We start from the raw sequence: 15890 nt of genomic DNA, 5'->3' as shown, positions 1-15890 counted from the left end.
TTGTTTTCGATTACAGGCGGACCAGCGTGCGCCCGAACGACGCGCCCGCCAGCATCGTGTCGAACACCACGGGCAGTTCGTCCAGCGTGACTTCGCGAGTGCAGATGCGATCGAGGGTCGCCGGTTTCCACTCCGACGCCAGGCGCCGCCAGACTTCCTCGCGGATGTCGCGCGCCGTGCCGGCCGAGGCCACGCCCAGCAGCGACACGCCGCGGATGATGAAGGGCATCACGGTCGCATGCAGTTCGTGCGAGGCCGCCAGGCCCGCGGTCGCGACGTTGCCGTACGGCGCGGTGTGCGCGAGCAGGGCGGAGAGCATCGCGCCGCCGACGTTGTCCAGGCCGCCGCCGAAGCGCGCGGTGTCCATCGGCTTCGTCGTGGAAAGCGATTCGCGGCCGAGGATCTCGCTGGCACCGAGATCGCGCAGATAGGACGCGGCATCGGGCTTGCCGCTGACCGCGTGCACGTCGTAGCCCGCGCGGGAAAAGATCGCGACGGCGAGCGAGCCGACGCCGCCGGTCGCGCCCGTGACCGCGAGCGGGCCGAGTTCCGGCGTCTGCCGGTTGTCTTCCATGCGCAGCAGTGCGAGCGCCGCGGTGAAGCCCGCCGTGCCGAGGATCATGCTCTCGCGCAGCGACAGGCCCTCGGGCAATGGGATCGTCCATTGCGCGGGGAGGCGCACGAATTCGGAGTAGCCACCGTCGCGCGTTTCGCTCAGGCCGCTGCCGGTGGCGAGCACCGCGTCGCCTTCGCGGAAATTCGGATCGGCCGACGTCACCACGTGCCCCGCGACATCGATCCCGCCCACGAGCGGGAACTTGCGCAGGATCTTCCCTTTGCCGGTGCCCGCCAGCGCGTCCTTGTAGTTCACGGACGAATACGCAGCGCGAATGACCACCTCGCCGGGCGAGAGATCATCGACGGCCACCGGTTCGATCCCGCTGCGATGGCCGGCGGCCTCCTCGTGGATGCGGAAGGCGTTGAACTTCGCGGGCGTGTCGGTCATCAGCGCAGGTCCTTGCGGCGTTTTTCGTCGAGCCATTTCGAAGCATGCGCCGGTTCGTACGCACGCATCCAATCGATGAGCGTGTCGAGGTCGTCGCCATGCCACAGATCGCGGCGCTGGTCGGCGTGGAGGAAGCGTTCCTCGACCATGCGGTCCATCATCGCCGCGAGCGGTGCGTAGAAGCCGGCGACGTCGAGGAACGCGCACGGTTTGTCGCCGAGGCCCAGCTGGCGCCAGGTGAGCATCTCGAACATTTCATCCAGCGTGCCGAAGCCGCCGGGCAGGGCGACGAAGGCGTCGCTCAGGTCGAACATGCGCGCCTTGCGTTCATGCATGTTGGCGACGACCTCCAGCCGCGTCAGGCCGCGATGCGCGACCTCCCAACCGACCAGTTGTTCGGGAATGACCCCGATCACCTCGCCGCCGGCGGCGAGCGCGGCGTCGGCCACGATGCCCATCAATCCGACGTTGCCGCCGCCGTAGACGACCGCCAACCCCTCGCGCGCCAGGCGCGTGCCCAGCTCGGTGGCCTTCGAAGCGTATTCGGGCCGGGCGCCCGCGTTGGAACCGCAATACACGCAGACCGACTTCACCCGTTCCCCTCCAGCAAGGCGATGCCCGACATGCGCAGGTTCGCCTCGCGATGCGCGCGCGGCGAGATGTTGAGCAGGAAATTCCAGAATGCCGCGCCGCGCGGCTTGCGGTTCAATCGCATGGCGTCGGTCCACGTCGAATGCCATTCGCTTTCGCGCCAGCCGGCGCGTGCGAAGAATGCGGTGCCGTCGGCCGGCCCGAACCGGAACGGCGCGTTGCCGCTCTTCAACGTCGGCGACCAGCGCTTCTCGAGGATCTTCAGCAGGCGCGGGGAGGCGAGGTCCATCAACCACCAGCGCGCGCGTGCGATGTCGTGCAGGTCCTGCGCGAGCGCGGCGACGTCACTGGCTTCCAGGTAGATCAGCAGCCCTTCGGTGATCGCGAGCACCGGGCCTTCCTCGGCTGCCTTCGCGAAGACCGAGCGGCGCGTGGCGGCATCGCGCAGGTCGGCGGGGATGAATTCCAGCCGGCACTTCGGCGTTTCGCCGGCCATGCCGGTGCGGAAGTAGTCGACCATCTCCGGCATGTCGACGTGCAGCCAGCGCAGGTCGGCAGGGAGATCGAGCCGGTAAGGACGCGCGTCGAGGCCCGCGGCGAGGTTCAGCACGGTCTTGGCACCGCTGCGCACGAGGCGCAACACGATGTCGTCCATCACGCACGTGCGGACGACCAGCGGCCAGCTCGTTTGCGACCCATCGGGCAGGGCTTCGACGATCGCCTGCCCGCGCGCACCGCCGAGGCGGCGCGCATACGGATCATTGAAGAGCGCATCGGAACGCTCGGACTCCATCGCGCGATAGGTGGCGACCCACAGCGCGGTGTCGGAGACGTTGCGGATGGGATTGGTATCGACCACCGCAACGCCTCCCGCGAACTCAGTTCGCCTTGTGGATCGCCCGCTTCGAAACGGCCATCGCCGCGTCGTGCACGGCTTCCGACAGCGTCGGATGCGCGTGGCAGATGCGCGCGAGGTCGTCGGCCGAGCCGCTGAACTCCATCGCCAGCACGCCTTCGTGCACGAGTTCCGACACGTTGACGCCGACCAGGTGCATGCCGAGGATGCGGTCGGTCTCCGCATGCGCGATCACCTTCACGAAGCCCGCCGGTTCGGCCATCGCCACCGCACGGCCCAGCGCCGCGAACGGGAAGCTGCCCGCCTTGTACGGCGTGCCTTCGGCCTTCAGCTGTTCTTCGGTCTTGCCGACCCACGCGATCTCGGGTTCGGTGTAGATGACCCACGGGATCGTGTCGAGGTTGACGTGGCCCGGCAGGCCCGCGATCAGCTCGGCCACCGCGATGCCTTCCTCGAAACCCTTGTGCGCAAGCATCGGGCCACGCACGCAGTCGCCGATGGCCCACACGCCGTCGACGCCGGTGTGGCAGTGCTCGTCCACTTCGATCATGCCGCGCTGGTCGAGCTTCACGCCCGTGCCATCGGCCAGCAGGCCCTTGGTCGCCGCACGACGGCCGACCGACACCAGCAGCTTGTCGACGGTGATCGTCTGCTCGCCCTTGGCGTCGGTGTAGGTCAGGACGACTTCATTCTTCTTGACGTCGGCCTTCGACACCTTCGCGCCGAGGCGGATGTCGAGGCCCTGCTTCTTGAATTCGCGCGCGGCGGTCTTCGCCACTTCGGCGTCGGCGGCGGCGAGGAAATCCGGCAGCGCTTCGAGGATGGTGACTTCCGCGCCCAGGCGCTTCCACACCGAGCCCAGTTCCAGGCCGATCACGCCGGCGCCGATGACGCCCAGGCGCTTGGGCACTTCGGTGAAATCGAGCGCGCCGACGTTGTCGACGATCGTCTTGCCGTCGAACTTCGCGAACGGCAGCTCGATGGAATCCGAACCCGCGGCGAGCACGACGTTCGTGCCCTTGAGTTCGACGGTGGTGCCGTCGTGCTGCTTCACCGTGACGACGTTGCCCGGCTGCAACTGGCCGAAGCCGTAGTACGGCGTGACCTTGTTCGCCTTGAACAGCATCGCGATGCCACCGGTGAACTGCTTCACGATCTTGTCCTTGCGGCCGATCATCGTGCCGATGTCGATCGCCGGATTCGAAGCGGTGATGCCGTGTTCGCCGAACAGGTGCGTGAGGTTCCAGTACTGGCGCGAGCTGTCGAGCAGCGCCTTGGACGGAATGCAACCCACGCGCAGGCACGTGCCGCCGAGGGCGGGCTTGCCGTCCTTGCCGAGCGCGGCGTCGATGCACGCGGTCTTCAGGCCCAGCTGCGCGGCGCGGATGGCGGCGTGGTAACCGGCCGGGCCGGCGCCGATGACGATGACGTCGAAGTTTTCGGTGGCCATTGCCTTACATCCCCAGCAGCATGCGGTGCGGATTTTCGAGCTGGTTCTTGATGTCGACCAGGAAGAGCACCGCGTCCTTGCCGTCGATGATGCGGTGGTCGTAGCTCAGCGCGATGTACATCATCGGCGCGGCGACGACGACGCCGTTCTCGACGATCGCGCGTTCCTTGATGGCGTGCATGCCGAGGATCGCGCTCTGCGGCGGGTTGACGATCGGCGTGGACATCAGCGATCCGAAGGTGCCGCCGTTGGTGATCGTGAACGTGCCGCCCTGCAGGTCTTCGAGCTTCAGGCCGCCTTCGCGCGCCGCCTTGGCGTACGCGGCGATGCCCGCTTCGATTTCGGCGAAGCCCATGCGCTCGACGTTGCGCAGCACCGGCGTGACCAGGCCCTTGTCGGTCGAGACCGCGATCGAGATGTCGGCGTAGCCGTGGTAGATCACGTCGTTGCCGTCGACCGACGCGTTGACCGCCGGATGGCGCGCGAGCGCGTTGGCGGCGGCCTTGGCGAAGAAGCTCATGAAACCCAGCTTGATGCCGTTGGCCTTCTCGAACGACTCGCCCAGGTCCTTCCGCATCTGCATGACCTTCGCGAGGTTGACCTCGTTGAAGGACGTCAGCATGGCGATGGAGTTCTTCGACTGCATCAGGCGCTCGGCGATGCGCGCGCGCATGCGCGTCATCGGCACGCGCTGTTCCGGGCGGGCCGAAGCGGCGACCGCACCACCGGCCTTGGCGTAGTTGACGAGGTCTTCCTTCGTCACCGCGCCGCGGCGGCCGGTGCCGGCGACCTGCGAGGCGTCGATGCCTTCGGAGGCGGCGGTGAAGCGCGCGCCCGGCGGGAGTTCGCCACCCGAAGCGGAGGCCGGCGCCGCCTTGGACGGCGCGGCGGTCGGGGCGGCGGCCTTCGGTGCTTCGGCCTTCGGGGCCTCGGCCTTGGGCGCTTCGGCCTTCGCCGGTGCGGCGGCGACGGCGCCTTCCTCGATCACGGCGATGACCTGCTGCGAGGTCACCGTCGCGCCTTCTTCGAACTTGATTTCCTTCAACACGCCGTCGACGGGCGAGGGGACTTCGAGGACGACCTTGTCGGTCTCCAGGTCCAGGAGGTTTTCGTCGCGCTTCACCGCGTCGCCGGCCTTCTTGTGCCAGCTGGCGATGGTGGCGTCGGACACGGATTCGGGAAGGACCGGAACTTTGACTTCGATGGCCATATCAGGCGTCCTGGGTGCGATGTTGGTTGCGGTCGATCATTCCGGGCAGGCGTCGCCATGCACCGGATTGACCAGTGCATCGGCGACGAGCGCGGTCTGCTCGGCGACGTGTTCGGCAAGGTGGCCCGCGGCGGGCGAAGGCGAGCGCGCGCGGCCGACGTAGCTGAGCGACTGCTTGCCCTGCAGGCAGAAGCGCAGGTGATGCTGGATCTGGTACCACGCGCCCTGGTTCTGCGGCTCTTCCTGGCACCACACCACTTCCGTGGCGGCGGGGAAACGCTGCAGTTCCGCAACGAGTTCGTTGCGCGGGAACGGATACAACTGCTCGACGCGCACGATGGCGACGTCCTTGACCTCGCGCTTCTGCGCTTCTTCCAGCAGGTCGTAGTAGACCTTGCCGCCGCAGACGACGACGCGCTTGACCTTCTTCAGGTCCGCGGCCTTCGTCGAGACGTTGCTCGCCGGGATCAGCGTCTGGAACGTGCCGTTGGACAGCTCGTCGAGCGTGGAGACCGCGAGCTTGTGGCGCAGGAGCGACTTCGGCGTCATGACCACGAGCGGCTTGCGCGTGTCCATTCGCTGCTGGCGGCGGATCATGTGGAAGGCCTGCGCCGGCGTCGTCGGCGTGCAGACGAGCATGTTGTCGAGCGCGCACAGTTGCAGGAAGCGCTCCAGGCGCGCGGAGCTGTGCTCGGGGCCCTGGCCTTCGTAACCGTGCGGCAGGAACAGCGCCAGGCCGCACAGGCGACCCCACTTGGCTTCGCCCGACGACAGGAACTGGTCGATCACGACCTGTGCGCCGTTGGCGAAGTCGCCGAACTGCGCTTCCCAGATGTCGAGCGTGACGGGATCGGCGGTGGCGTAGCCGTATTCGAACGCCATCACCGCTTCTTCGCTGAGCAGCGAGTCGATGATCGTGACGTCCTGCTTTTCCTGCACGAGCTCGCGCAGCGGCAGGTAGTACGCGTCGGTGTTCTGGTCGTGCAGGATCGCGTGGCGGTGGAAGAACGTGCCGCGGCCGCAATCCTGGCCCACGAGGCGCAGCTTGTTGCCTTCCGTCAGCAACGTGGCGTACGCGAGGTTTTCCGCGAAGCCCCAGTCGCCCGCTTGTTCGCCAGCCGCCATCTTGCGGCGGTCGTCGTAGATCTTCGCCACGCGCGGATGCAGCTTGACGGAGTCGGGGATCGTGTTGATCTGCCTGGCCAACGCGTCGAGCTGTTTGCGCGGCACCGTCGTGTCGACGGCGTCGGTGAGCTTGCCCTTGAGGAAGCGCGACCAGTCAACGGCGAATTCGTCGCCGTTGACCGCGACGACTTCCGTCGTGACGTCGCCGGCGTCGAGCTTGGCGCGGTAGGCATCGACCAACGCCTTCGAGGCATCGGCCTTGATGTCGCCGGCGGCGTCGAGCTTCGCCGCGTACAGCTCGCGCGTGGTCTGCATCGCGCGGATCTTCTGGTACATCAGCGGCTGCGTGGCCGCCGGTTCGTCGGCTTCGTTGTGGCCGTGGCGGCGATAGCAGACGAGGTCGACGACGACGTCCTTCGCGAAGCGCTGGCGGAAGTCGAACGCGAGTTCGGCGACGAAGGCCACCGCCTCGGGGTCGTCGCCGTTCACGTGCAGCACCGGCGCGCCGACCATCTTGGCCACGTCCGTGCAGTACAGCGTCGAACGCGCGTCTTCCGCGGCGCTGGTGGTGAAACCGACCTGGTTGTTGATGACGATGTGCACCGTGCCGCCGACGGCGAAGCCGCGCGCCTGCGACATCTGGAACAGTTCCATCACCACGCCCTGGCCCGCGAATGCGGCGTCGCCGTGCATCAGGATCGGCAGGACGACCTTGCGTTCGTTGTCCTTGCGGCGCAGCTGGCGCGAGCGCACCGAGCCGACGACCACGGGGTCGACGATTTCCAGGTGCGAGGGGTTGAAGGCCAGCGCGAGGTGCACCGGACCGCCGGACGTCGACACGTCGGCCGAGAAGCCCATGTGGTACTTCACGTCGCCGCTGTGCGCCAGGTCGTTGTCGTGGTGTTCGAACTTGCCTTCGAACTCGTCGAACAACTTGCGCGGCGGCTTGCCGAGCGTGTTGACCAGCACGTTCAAGCGGCCGCGGTGCGCCATGCCCATCACGACTTCGCGCACGCCGTTCTCGCCGCCGCGGCGGATGATCACGTCGAGCATCGGGATGAGGGCGTCGCCGCCTTCCAGAGAGAAGCGCTTTTGGCCGACGTACTTGGTGTGCAGGTAACGTTCCAGGCCCTCGGCGGCCGTGAGGCGCTCGAGGATGCGGGCCTTCTGTTCCGGCGTGCGGCCATAGTTGCCGCCGGCGGATTCCAGGCGTTCCTGCATCCAGCGACGTTGTTCGACGTCGGTGATGTGCATGAACTCGGCGCCGATGGCGCCGGTGTAGGTGGACTTCAGCAGCGCGAAGAGCTCGCGCAATTTCATGCGGTGCTTGCCCGCCACGCCGCCGGTGGAGAACTCGCCGTCGAGGTCGCCTTCGCTCAGGTGGTGGAAGCCCAGCGCCAGGTCCGGCGCGTCCGGCTTGATGGCCATGCCGAGCGGATCGAGGTTGGCCTGCAGGTGCCCGCGCGAACGGAACGCCGTGATGAGGCGACCGACCGAACGCTCGCGGGCATCACCGCCGCCGGCGGCCGGCGCATCGAGCAGGCCGCGCGCGGCGCGGCGGCCCGCGTCGGCGACCTGTTCCATGACCACGCTGTGGGGGACGTCGCCGGCTTCGCGGCCCTTCAGGCCGTCGAAATACGCCTTCCATTGCGGCCCGACGGACTCGGGGGCGACCAGGTATTGCTCGTACAGGTCCTCGAGGTAGGCGGCATTGGCGCCGAGTTGGGAGGACTGCGCAAACTGCTTCAGGAGACTGTCCACTATGAGGTCGGGAAGCTCTTCGATGGGGGCATGCGGAACGCGCCGAGCCAAACGGGGCGCGAAAGGACCGGAATTATAGCCCCGCGAATCAGAGCCTTGCACCCAAGTGAATGGGCGGGCGCGGGTCAGATGCCCAGTGCGCGGTACTCCGAGACCGGGCGTGCGCGTTCCCACACCGGCATGAAGGCCCCTCGCAACTGCCGGGCGCGGCCCGGGGCGTGGAGGTCGGCCTCGCCGTCGAAGCGGTGGCCGAGGGTGCGGAAGTAGTAAGCCCCGAGATCGTTGGCCAGGTAGGCGGAGGGGTAGGCCTTGTCCACGGGGTCGTCGACCTCGCGGAACAGGAAGACGCTCGGCAGGCGCTGGGCGAGCGCGAGCAACGGCGCATGGCCCCGCTGCGGCGCGGCGGCATCCTGCAGCAGCACGCGCATTTCGTTGCCGCGGCCGGCGGTGCCGAACCTGCGCAGCGCCTCCATCACGGGCGGCGCGTCGAACAGGCCGGGGTCGAGGTCGCGGGTGTACAGGAACAGGTGGCGGCGCGCGTCGCCCACGATGTCGACGATGGTCTCGATCGCAGTGTCGCGATGGTCGATGGACGCCGGCCCGCCGAGCACGCGCCGCATCGACTGGTGCTCGATGCCGGCTTCCCAGAAGCGCTCGCCGTAGGGCTGGAAACCATGGCGCAGGTAGAACGCGATGGCCGAGCTCTGTGCGTGCAGCGAGACTTCGCGCCAGCCGCGTTGCCGCGCCTGTTCGATCAGCGCCAGCAGCATCGCGTCGCCCACGCCTTTCCCGCGCCATTCACGCAACACCGCCATGCGCCCGATCTTGTGTTCGGGTGTCAGGCGGCCGGTACCGATGGGCGTGCCATCGAGGGCGCGGGCGAGCACGTGCACGCAATTGGGGTCGAGTTCGTCCCATTCGAGTTCGAGCGGAACCTGCTGCTCCTCGACGAACACGATCTCGCGCACGGCGCGCAGCTGGTTGAGCGCGGCCGCGTAATCGACGGCCTCGATGCGGAACGGTTGGCTGGGGTCGCTGTCCATGGCGGTCACTCGTCCTCGTCGATCAGCATCTGGTAGTGCCCTGCTTCCACCAACGCAAAGACGGCATCGCGCCCGGCCTGCGAGAGGGTGGCGTACTGCGCGCCCTCGAGCATCGTGGCACCGGCCAATGTCTTCGCGTCCTTCACGGACATGGCGAAGGGCAGGCCGCTGACGAACAGGTGCGCGCCCTTCGCGGCGCGGCGCCACACGGCGCGCGACCACGGGTGCCTCGACAGGCGTGCGCCCTGGCCCAGGTCCCATTCCAGCTCGATGCGTGAAGGCGTCGTTTCCGGCGGCTGCACTTCACCGGCCGCCCGATACAGCGTGGAGAAGCGTGCGAACCAGTCGCCCAGGCGCTCGGGGTCGTTCATGCGCAATGCGTTGAGCGCGGCGATCGCGCGGCCGATCGCGGCGGCGTCGATCTCGTTGGGATCGGCGGGCACCGAGAGGTCGGGGTCGGAATAGCGCAGCGACTCGTCGGCGTCGGCCGCGAGGGTGTCGACGAAATCGCCGAGCAACTCGGCCGTCGACGGCGCGCGCATGCCCACCGAGAACGTCAGGCACGGATCCTCGGCCACCCCGTGGTGCGGCACGCCGGGCGGGAGATAGAGCATGTCGCCCGGGCCGAGCACCCAATCGTGCGTGGCGTCGAACGTGCGCAGCAGTTTCAGCTCCACGTCGTCGCGGAACGCGATGTCAGGGTGGTCGCCCGCATCGATCTGCCAGCGGCGGTGACCGTGCGCCTGCAGGAGGAACACGTCGTACTGGTCGACGTGCGCGCCGACCGAACCGCCCGTGGCCGCGAACGACACCATGATGTCGTCGATGCGCCAGCGCGGCAGGAACGCGAAGGCGGGCAGGAGCGAGGCGACATCGGCGTCCCACTTGTCGACGTCCTGCACGAGCAGCGTCCAATCGTGATCGCCGAGCTGCGGGAACAATTCCTCGTCGAACGGCCCGTGCCGCACCATCCACGAATCGCCGCTGCGGTCGTGCGCAATCAGGCGCGACAACGCCGCTTCCTCGCAGGCCAGGCCCGCGAGATCTTCCGGCGTGATCGGCGAGACGAAACCGGGGAACGCATTGCGGATGAGCAGCGGCCGCTTCTGCCAGTAATCGCGGAGGAAGATCTCCGGCGGCATGCCGAGCGGAGGTTGCAGCGCGCCGTCGACTTCGAGGGGGAATTTGCGCGTCATTGCGTCGCGATCTCGTCGTATCCACGGCCAAGGAATTGCAACAGGCACCACCCGTGTCCCCACGGATCGGACAGTTGCACGATGCGGCCCCAGCCGGCTTCGCGCACCGCGCCTTCCTGCACCGCGCCGGCGGCCACCGCGCGGATCAACGCGGCGTCGAGATCGTCGACGACGACATCGACGTGCACCGGCGTCCAATGCCGCAGGTAATCGCGCGCGGCGGCGCCTGCGCCCAGCGTGCCGGCTTGTTTGTGCAACAGGTAGATCGGGACGTCGCCGCCCAGCAGTTCGAGCGCATCGGTCCCGAAGCGCCGTCCGCGGTGCAGGCCGAAGGCCTCGCAGTAGAACCGTTCGGCCGTCGCGATCTCGGGGACGTCGATGTTCACCAGCATCCGCATCGCGCCACCTCCCTGCGTATCGATCAGATGTCCTTCGCGAGGCGTTCGGCCAGGCCGATGTACGTCGCGGGCGTGAGCGCCGAGAGGCGCGCGCGGGCATCGTCGGGCAGATCGAGCGAGGCGATGAACGCGCGCATCGAATCGGCCGTGATGCCCTGGCCCCGCGTCAATGCCTTCAATTGCTCGTACGGGTTCGGCAAGCCGTGGCGGCGCATCACCGTCTGCACGGCTTCGGCCAGCACTTCCCACGCGGCGTCGAGGTCGGCGGCCAGGCGATCGGGGTTCGCACTGAGCTTGTTCAGGCCGCGCAGCAAGGCGTCGAAGCCGATCATCGAATGGCCGAACGCCGTGCCGAGCGCCCGCAGCACCGTCGAATCGGTGAGATCGCGCTGCCAGCGGCTGATCGGCAACTTGGCGGCGAAATGCTCGAACAACGCATTGGCGATGCCGAAGTTGCCTTCCGCATTCTCGAAATCGATCGGGTTGACTTTGTGCGGCATCGTCGAGCTGCCGACTTCGCCGGCCTTCACCGCCTGCTTGAAGTAGCCCAGCGAGATGTAGCCCCAGATATCGCGGCACAGGTCGATGGCGATCGTGTCGATGCGCTTGCAGGCATCGCACAACTCGGCGACGCCGTCGTGCGGTTCGATCTGCGTGGTGTACGGCTGCCAATCCAGGCCGAGCGAGCCGACGAAACGCTGCGACAGCGCCGGCCAGTCGACATCGGGGTACGCACTGACGTGGGCGTTGTAGTTGCCGACGGCGCCGTTGATCTTGCCCGGCATCGGCAGTGCGGCGAGCACGCTGCGCTGGCGGTCCAGCCGCGCGACGACGTTCGCGATCTCCTTGCCGACGGTGGTCGGCGAGGCCGTCTGGCCGTGGGTGCGCGAGAGCATCGGCAGCGCGGCGTGGTCGTGCGCCATCGCGCGCAGCGTCTTGATCAACTCGTCGAGCTTCGGCAGCAGCACCGTGTCGCGCGCTTCGCGCAGCATCAGCGCGTAGGAGAGGTTGTTGATGTCTTCGCTGGTGCAGGCGAAGTGGACGAACTCGAGCGCGGGGCCGAGCTCGGCGTCGTCCTGCAGTTTTTCCTTGATGAAGTACTCGACCGCCTTGACGTCGTGATTGGTCGTGCGCTCGATCTCTTTCACGCGCGCGGCGTCGGCCACCGAGAAGCCGGAGGCCAGGGCGCGCAGGCGGCCGGCCTGCTTCGCATCGAATCCTGGGAGTTCGACGATGCCGGCGTCTTCACCCAGTGCGAGCAGCCATTCGATCTCGACGCGCACGCGGGCCTTGATCAACCCGTACTCGGAAAAGATCGGGCGCAAGGCGTCGACCTTGCCGGCATAGCGGCCATCGAGCGGGGACAGGGCGAGCAGCGGGGCGTCGGTCATCGAGGTCGGTTCGGCGATCGGGAGCGCGCAAGTTTAAACGCTCGCGGGCGTATGCTCCCGGCCGACCGGCCCCTGGAGCCCATCGATGGCGAAGAAACGCACGTCCCCGGCCGCCAAGCGCGGCGAGCGCATCGAGCACGACAGCATGGGGGAACTGCGCGTCCCCGCCGACGCCTTGTGGGGCGCGCAGACCCAGCGCGCGGTGCAGAACTTCCCGATTTCCGGCCGGCCCATGCCGCGCGGGTTCATCCGCGCGTTGGGGCTCATCAAGGCCGCGGCGGCGGATGTGAACGCCGGTCTCGGGCTGTTGCCCAAGCGCCAGGCCACGGCGATCCGCAACGCGGCGCTGTCGGTGGCCGAAGGCGCGCACGACGCGCATTTCCCCATCGACATCTTCCAGACCGGCTCGGGCACCTCGAGCAACATGAACGCCAACGAGGTCATCGCGGCACTCGCATCGCAGGCCGGCAAGGCGGTGCATCCCAACGACGACGTGAACCTCGGGCAGAGTTCCAACGACGTCATCCCCACGGCCATTCGCGTCAGCGCGCAACTCGCCGTGGTTGAAGACCTGCTGCCGGTACTCGACCACCTCTGGTACACGATCGACCGGAAGGGCAAAGCGCTGTCGGCGATCACCAAGACCGGCCGCACGCACCTGATGGATGCGATGCCGCTGACGTTCGGACAGGAATTCGGTGCGTGGGCCGCGCAGCTCGCGTCCGCGAAGGGGCGCCTGGTCGATTGCGGCAAGCGCCTGCGTCGCTTGCCCATCGGCGGCACGGCCATCGGCACGGGCATCAACGCCGATCCGCGCTTCGGCAAGCGCATGGCGAAGGCGTTGTCGGAAATGTCGGGAACGAAGTTCGAATCGGCCGACGACAAGTTCGAAGGCATCGCCGCGCAGGACGACGCGGTCGAGCTCTCCGGCGCGCTCAATGCGCTCGCCGTCGCACTGATGAAGATCGCCAACGACCTGCGCTGGATGAACGCCGGTCCGCTCGCGGGGTTGGGCGAAATCGAACTGCCCGCTCTGCAACCCGGCAGTTCGATCATGCCGGGAAAGGTGAACCCGGTGATCCCCGAAGCCACGTGCATGGTGTGCGCGCAGGTGATGGGGCAGCACACGACCGTGACCATCGCCGGCGCGTCCGGCAACTTCCAACTCAACGTGATGTTGCCGGTGATCGCGGCGAATCTGCTCGACTCGATCCGCCTGCTGTCGAACGTGATGCGATTGCTCGCCGACACGGCCATCTCGGGGTTGACGGTGCGCAAAGACAAGGTGGACGAAGCCCTGGGCCGCAACCCGATCCTCGTGACCGCGCTCAACCCGGTGATCGGTTACGAGAAGGCCGCGGCGATCGCCAAGCGCGCGTACAAGGAACAGCGGCCGGTGTTCGATGTTGCGCTGGAAATGAGCGGACTGCCGGCGGCGAAACTCAAGGCCTTGCTCGATCCCGCGGCGTTGACGAAGGGCGGGATCCGCGCCGGTGGCGGGGGCGGCGGCGGCTGAAAAAAAATGCCCCGGCGGTGCCGGGGCAAGTGGGGTTGCATCCTTTCCAGGGATTAGTTGTCGTCGCGCCAGCGACGCAGGCGGATGGCGGCGAAGATCATCGCGATGCCGGCCGCCGCACCGATCCACATCTGCGGCGTGGCGAAGACCGAGTACATCGACTGCACTTGCGAGAGCGCACTGAAGCTTTCGGGGCCGTCGATGTGGATGTTCTGCGCGGTCATCCACATGCCCGGGAAGACCGAGGTCAACGCGCGGGCCACGACGTTCGTCCAGAACCAACCGGTATCGAGGCTGAAGACGTTCATGACGTCGAACCAGGCCACGAAGATGCCGGCGAACACGGGGATCATCACCGCCCACAGGAAGGGCTTGGTGCGTGCCCATGCCGAGCAGAGCATCAGCCAGCCGACGGTCGGCAGCGCCCACACCGCGTACACCGGGATCGCCGCGACCAGCGTGCCGGCCACTTCGAGCGGATTGCCCGCGCCCCAGTACATCTTGAAGGGGTTGAGGCCGTGCATCGGCATGACCAGCGTGACCACCAGGCCGAAGGCGAACATCGTCAGGACGGCGGCGACCGTGGCGATGACCGGGGCGACCAGCAGCGCGCTGGCGGCCTTCGACAACACCGTGTCGCGGTCGGACAGCGGCAGCGACTTCCAGAACAGCACGCTGCGGTCCTTGCGTTCGTCGTACAGCGCGCCGAGGCAGTAGAAGAACACCACGAAGCCCAGGACGATGTAGGGCCACAGCGAGGAGACCAGCATCGAGGCGTCGACCGCGTTGCTCCATTGCTGGAGGTCGTCGGCGCTCATGCGCGCGGTGACGTGCGAGAAGTCCAGGCCGTTGATCTGGAAGCTGTCGCCGTGCAACTTGCCCGCCGCCAGCGCCTTGCGCGCGCCCACTTCGGCCACCAGCAGCGCCATGAGCGCGAGGACGACGGAGATGCCGCCGGCGATGATCGGCGCCCAGAAGAACCCGCCCTTGTGCTCCCAGAACTCGCGGCGCAGCAACAGCTTGAACTTGTGGGTGGGGTGGGGCGCGGCCACGGGTGCGCGGCGCGGTTCGCCATCAAAGGTGGATGCGTTCATGCGTAGGTGCCCTTCATGGTGGCGACGAACAGGTCGGCGAGGCCCGGCACGCGGGTTTCGCCCAGGCCGGCGAGGCGGTGCTGCTCGACGCCGTCGAACAACATCACCGTCTTGCCGAACGGCAGGCTGCGCTCGTCGATGGGGCGCAAGCCGCGTGCTTCTTCGGTGCGGTCGGCGTTGACGAGGACTTCGACGTAACGCTGGCCCACGTCTTCCATCGGCGCCGACAGCACGATCTTGCCGTCGCGGATGAACATCACGTCGGTGAGGATGTGCTCGATCTCCTCGACCTGGTGCGTGGTGATGACGATGGTCTTGTCCTCGTCGAAGTAATCCTCCAGCAGGCGCTGGTAGAACTGCTTGCGATACAGGATGTCGAGGCCGAGCGTCGGCTCGTCGAGCACGAGCAGCTTGGCGTCGATCGCCATCACCAGGGCCAGGTGCAACTGCACGATCATGCCCTTGGACAGCTCGCGCACCTTCATGTTGGGCGTGAGCTTGGTGTTGGCGAGGAAGCGTTCGCAGCGCGCGCGGTCGAATCGCGGATGCACGCCGGCGACGAACTCGATGGCTTCGCGCACGCGGATCCAGCGCGGCAGCACCGCGACGTCGGCGATGAAGCACACATCGTTCATCAGCGCGTCGCGTTCGGTGCGCGGGTCGCGGCCGAGGACGCGCAGGTCGCCTTCGAACGGGATCAGGCCGAGCAGCGCCTTGAGGGCGGTGGTCTTGCCGGCGCCGTTCGGGCCGATGAGGCCGACGATGCGGCCCTGCGGGATCTCGAACGCGGTGTTGTCCAGCGCGACCTTGTTCTTGTAGGCCTTGCGCAGGTTGCGCGCGCTGACGACGGACTGCGTTTCGACGGACACGTTCATGCCTGGCCTCCGTTGGGCGCAGTGGCGTTATGCAGGAGACGGTCGAGCGAGAGGCCCAGGCGCTGGATGCGTTCCAGCACCAGCGGCCATTCCTCGCGCAGGAAGCGGTCGCGCTCGCTGCCCAGCAGTTTTTCCGAAGCCCCTTCCGTGACGTACATGCCGAGTCCCCTGCGTTTTTCGACGATGGCTTCGTCCGCGAGCTCCTGGTAGGCGCGCGAGACGGTGATTGGGTTGAGCTGGTATTCGGCGGCCACCTGGCGCACCGAGGGCAGTGCGTCCCCTGGCTTCAGGATCCCGTCGAGCAGCATCGCCACGACGCGTTCCTTCAGCTGGCGGTAGATGGGAGCGCCGTCGCTCCATTCGATTGCGGTCATGGGC

The 15890-nt window shown here is 67.5% G+C and carries 14 protein-coding genes; 1 reads left to right on the top strand and 13 read right to left on the bottom strand.

Going from position 1 to position 15890, the window contains the following annotated elements; all coding sequences use genetic code 11:
* Positions 1-10: 10 nt before the first annotated feature.
* From LF41_RS01035 to purB, 10 genes are all read right to left on the bottom strand, one after another.
* Entirely contained in the window at positions 11-1006 is a 996-nt protein-coding gene (locus LF41_RS01035; protein ID WP_036164562.1) for a YhdH/YhfP family quinone oxidoreductase, read from the bottom strand.
* Positions 1006-1599 (bottom strand): LOG family protein, encoded by a 594-nt coding sequence (locus LF41_RS01030; protein ID WP_036164559.1) that lies wholly within the window; start codon positions 1597-1599, stop codon positions 1006-1008. The genes LF41_RS01035 and LF41_RS01030 overlap by 1 nt, the downstream gene beginning before the upstream one ends.
* Positions 1596-2456, bottom strand: a complete 861-nt coding sequence (locus tag LF41_RS01025; protein WP_036164555.1) for a class I SAM-dependent methyltransferase — start codon at positions 2454-2456, stop codon at positions 1596-1598. The genes LF41_RS01030 and LF41_RS01025 overlap by 4 nt, the downstream gene beginning before the upstream one ends.
* A gap of 19 nt (positions 2457-2475) precedes the next feature.
* Entirely contained in the window at positions 2476-3903 is a 1428-nt protein-coding gene (lpdA, locus tag LF41_RS01020) for a dihydrolipoyl dehydrogenase (RefSeq protein ID WP_036164553.1), read from the bottom strand.
* Positions 3904-3907: 4 nt separating this feature from the next.
* Complete coding sequence (sucB, locus tag LF41_RS01015; RefSeq protein WP_036164550.1) at positions 3908-5113, bottom strand: dihydrolipoyllysine-residue succinyltransferase; 1206 nt, start codon at positions 5111-5113, stop codon at positions 3908-3910.
* A 36-nt stretch (positions 5114-5149) separates the two neighbouring features.
* A complete protein-coding gene (locus tag LF41_RS01010; RefSeq protein ID WP_036164548.1) occupies positions 5150-7999 on the bottom strand; it encodes a 2-oxoglutarate dehydrogenase E1 component in 2850 nt (949 codons plus the stop codon).
* Positions 8000-8124: 125 nt separating this feature from the next.
* A complete protein-coding gene (locus LF41_RS01005; RefSeq protein ID WP_036164545.1) occupies positions 8125-9042 on the bottom strand; it encodes a GNAT family N-acetyltransferase in 918 nt (305 codons plus the stop codon).
* A 5-nt stretch (positions 9043-9047) separates the two neighbouring features.
* Positions 9048-10238, bottom strand: coding sequence for a ribosomal protein uL16 3-hydroxylase (locus LF41_RS01000; RefSeq protein ID WP_036164542.1), 1191 nt, complete (start codon positions 10236-10238; stop codon positions 9048-9050).
* Positions 10235-10636, bottom strand: a complete 402-nt coding sequence (locus tag LF41_RS00995; RefSeq protein ID WP_036164539.1) for a VOC family protein — start codon at positions 10634-10636, stop codon at positions 10235-10237. Before LF41_RS00995 ends, LF41_RS01000 begins: the two co-directional genes overlap by 4 nt.
* A 23-nt stretch (positions 10637-10659) precedes the next feature.
* Positions 10660-12027, bottom strand: a complete 1368-nt coding sequence (purB, locus tag LF41_RS00990; protein ID WP_036164536.1) for an adenylosuccinate lyase — start codon at positions 12025-12027, stop codon at positions 10660-10662.
* Positions 12028-12112: 85 nt separating this feature from the next.
* Between purB and LF41_RS00985 the strand changes: the two genes are divergently transcribed.
* Positions 12113-13543: a class II fumarate hydratase gene (locus LF41_RS00985; protein WP_052116012.1), complete on the top strand. Its 1431-nt coding sequence runs from the start codon at positions 12113-12115 to the stop codon at positions 13541-13543.
* Positions 13544-13596: 53 nt separating this feature from the next.
* Here LF41_RS00985 and LF41_RS00980 read toward each other — a convergent pair whose 3' ends face one another.
* From LF41_RS00980 to LF41_RS00970, 3 genes are read right to left on the bottom strand one after another with little or no spacing between them, the layout of a single operon-like run.
* Entirely contained in the window at positions 13597-14637 is a 1041-nt protein-coding gene (locus LF41_RS00980; RefSeq protein ID WP_237577567.1) for a hypothetical protein, read from the bottom strand.
* Entirely contained in the window at positions 14634-15512 is an 879-nt protein-coding gene (locus LF41_RS00975; RefSeq protein ID WP_036164533.1) for an ABC transporter ATP-binding protein, read from the bottom strand. The genes LF41_RS00980 and LF41_RS00975 overlap by 4 nt, the downstream gene beginning before the upstream one ends.
* Positions 15509-15886 carry a GntR family transcriptional regulator gene (locus tag LF41_RS00970; protein ID WP_036164529.1) on the bottom strand — a complete coding sequence of 126 codons (378 nt, stop codon included), beginning with the start codon at positions 15884-15886 and terminating at the stop codon, positions 15509-15511. Before LF41_RS00970 ends, LF41_RS00975 begins: the two co-directional genes overlap by 4 nt.
* Positions 15887-15890: the final 4 nt, after the last annotated feature.

It is taken from the genome of Lysobacter dokdonensis DS-58 (assembly GCF_000770795.1).
GTDB classification, from domain to species: Bacteria; Pseudomonadota; Gammaproteobacteria; order Xanthomonadales; family Xanthomonadaceae; genus Noviluteimonas; species Noviluteimonas dokdonensis.
This window is presented reverse-complemented; position numbering and strand designations above follow the sequence as displayed.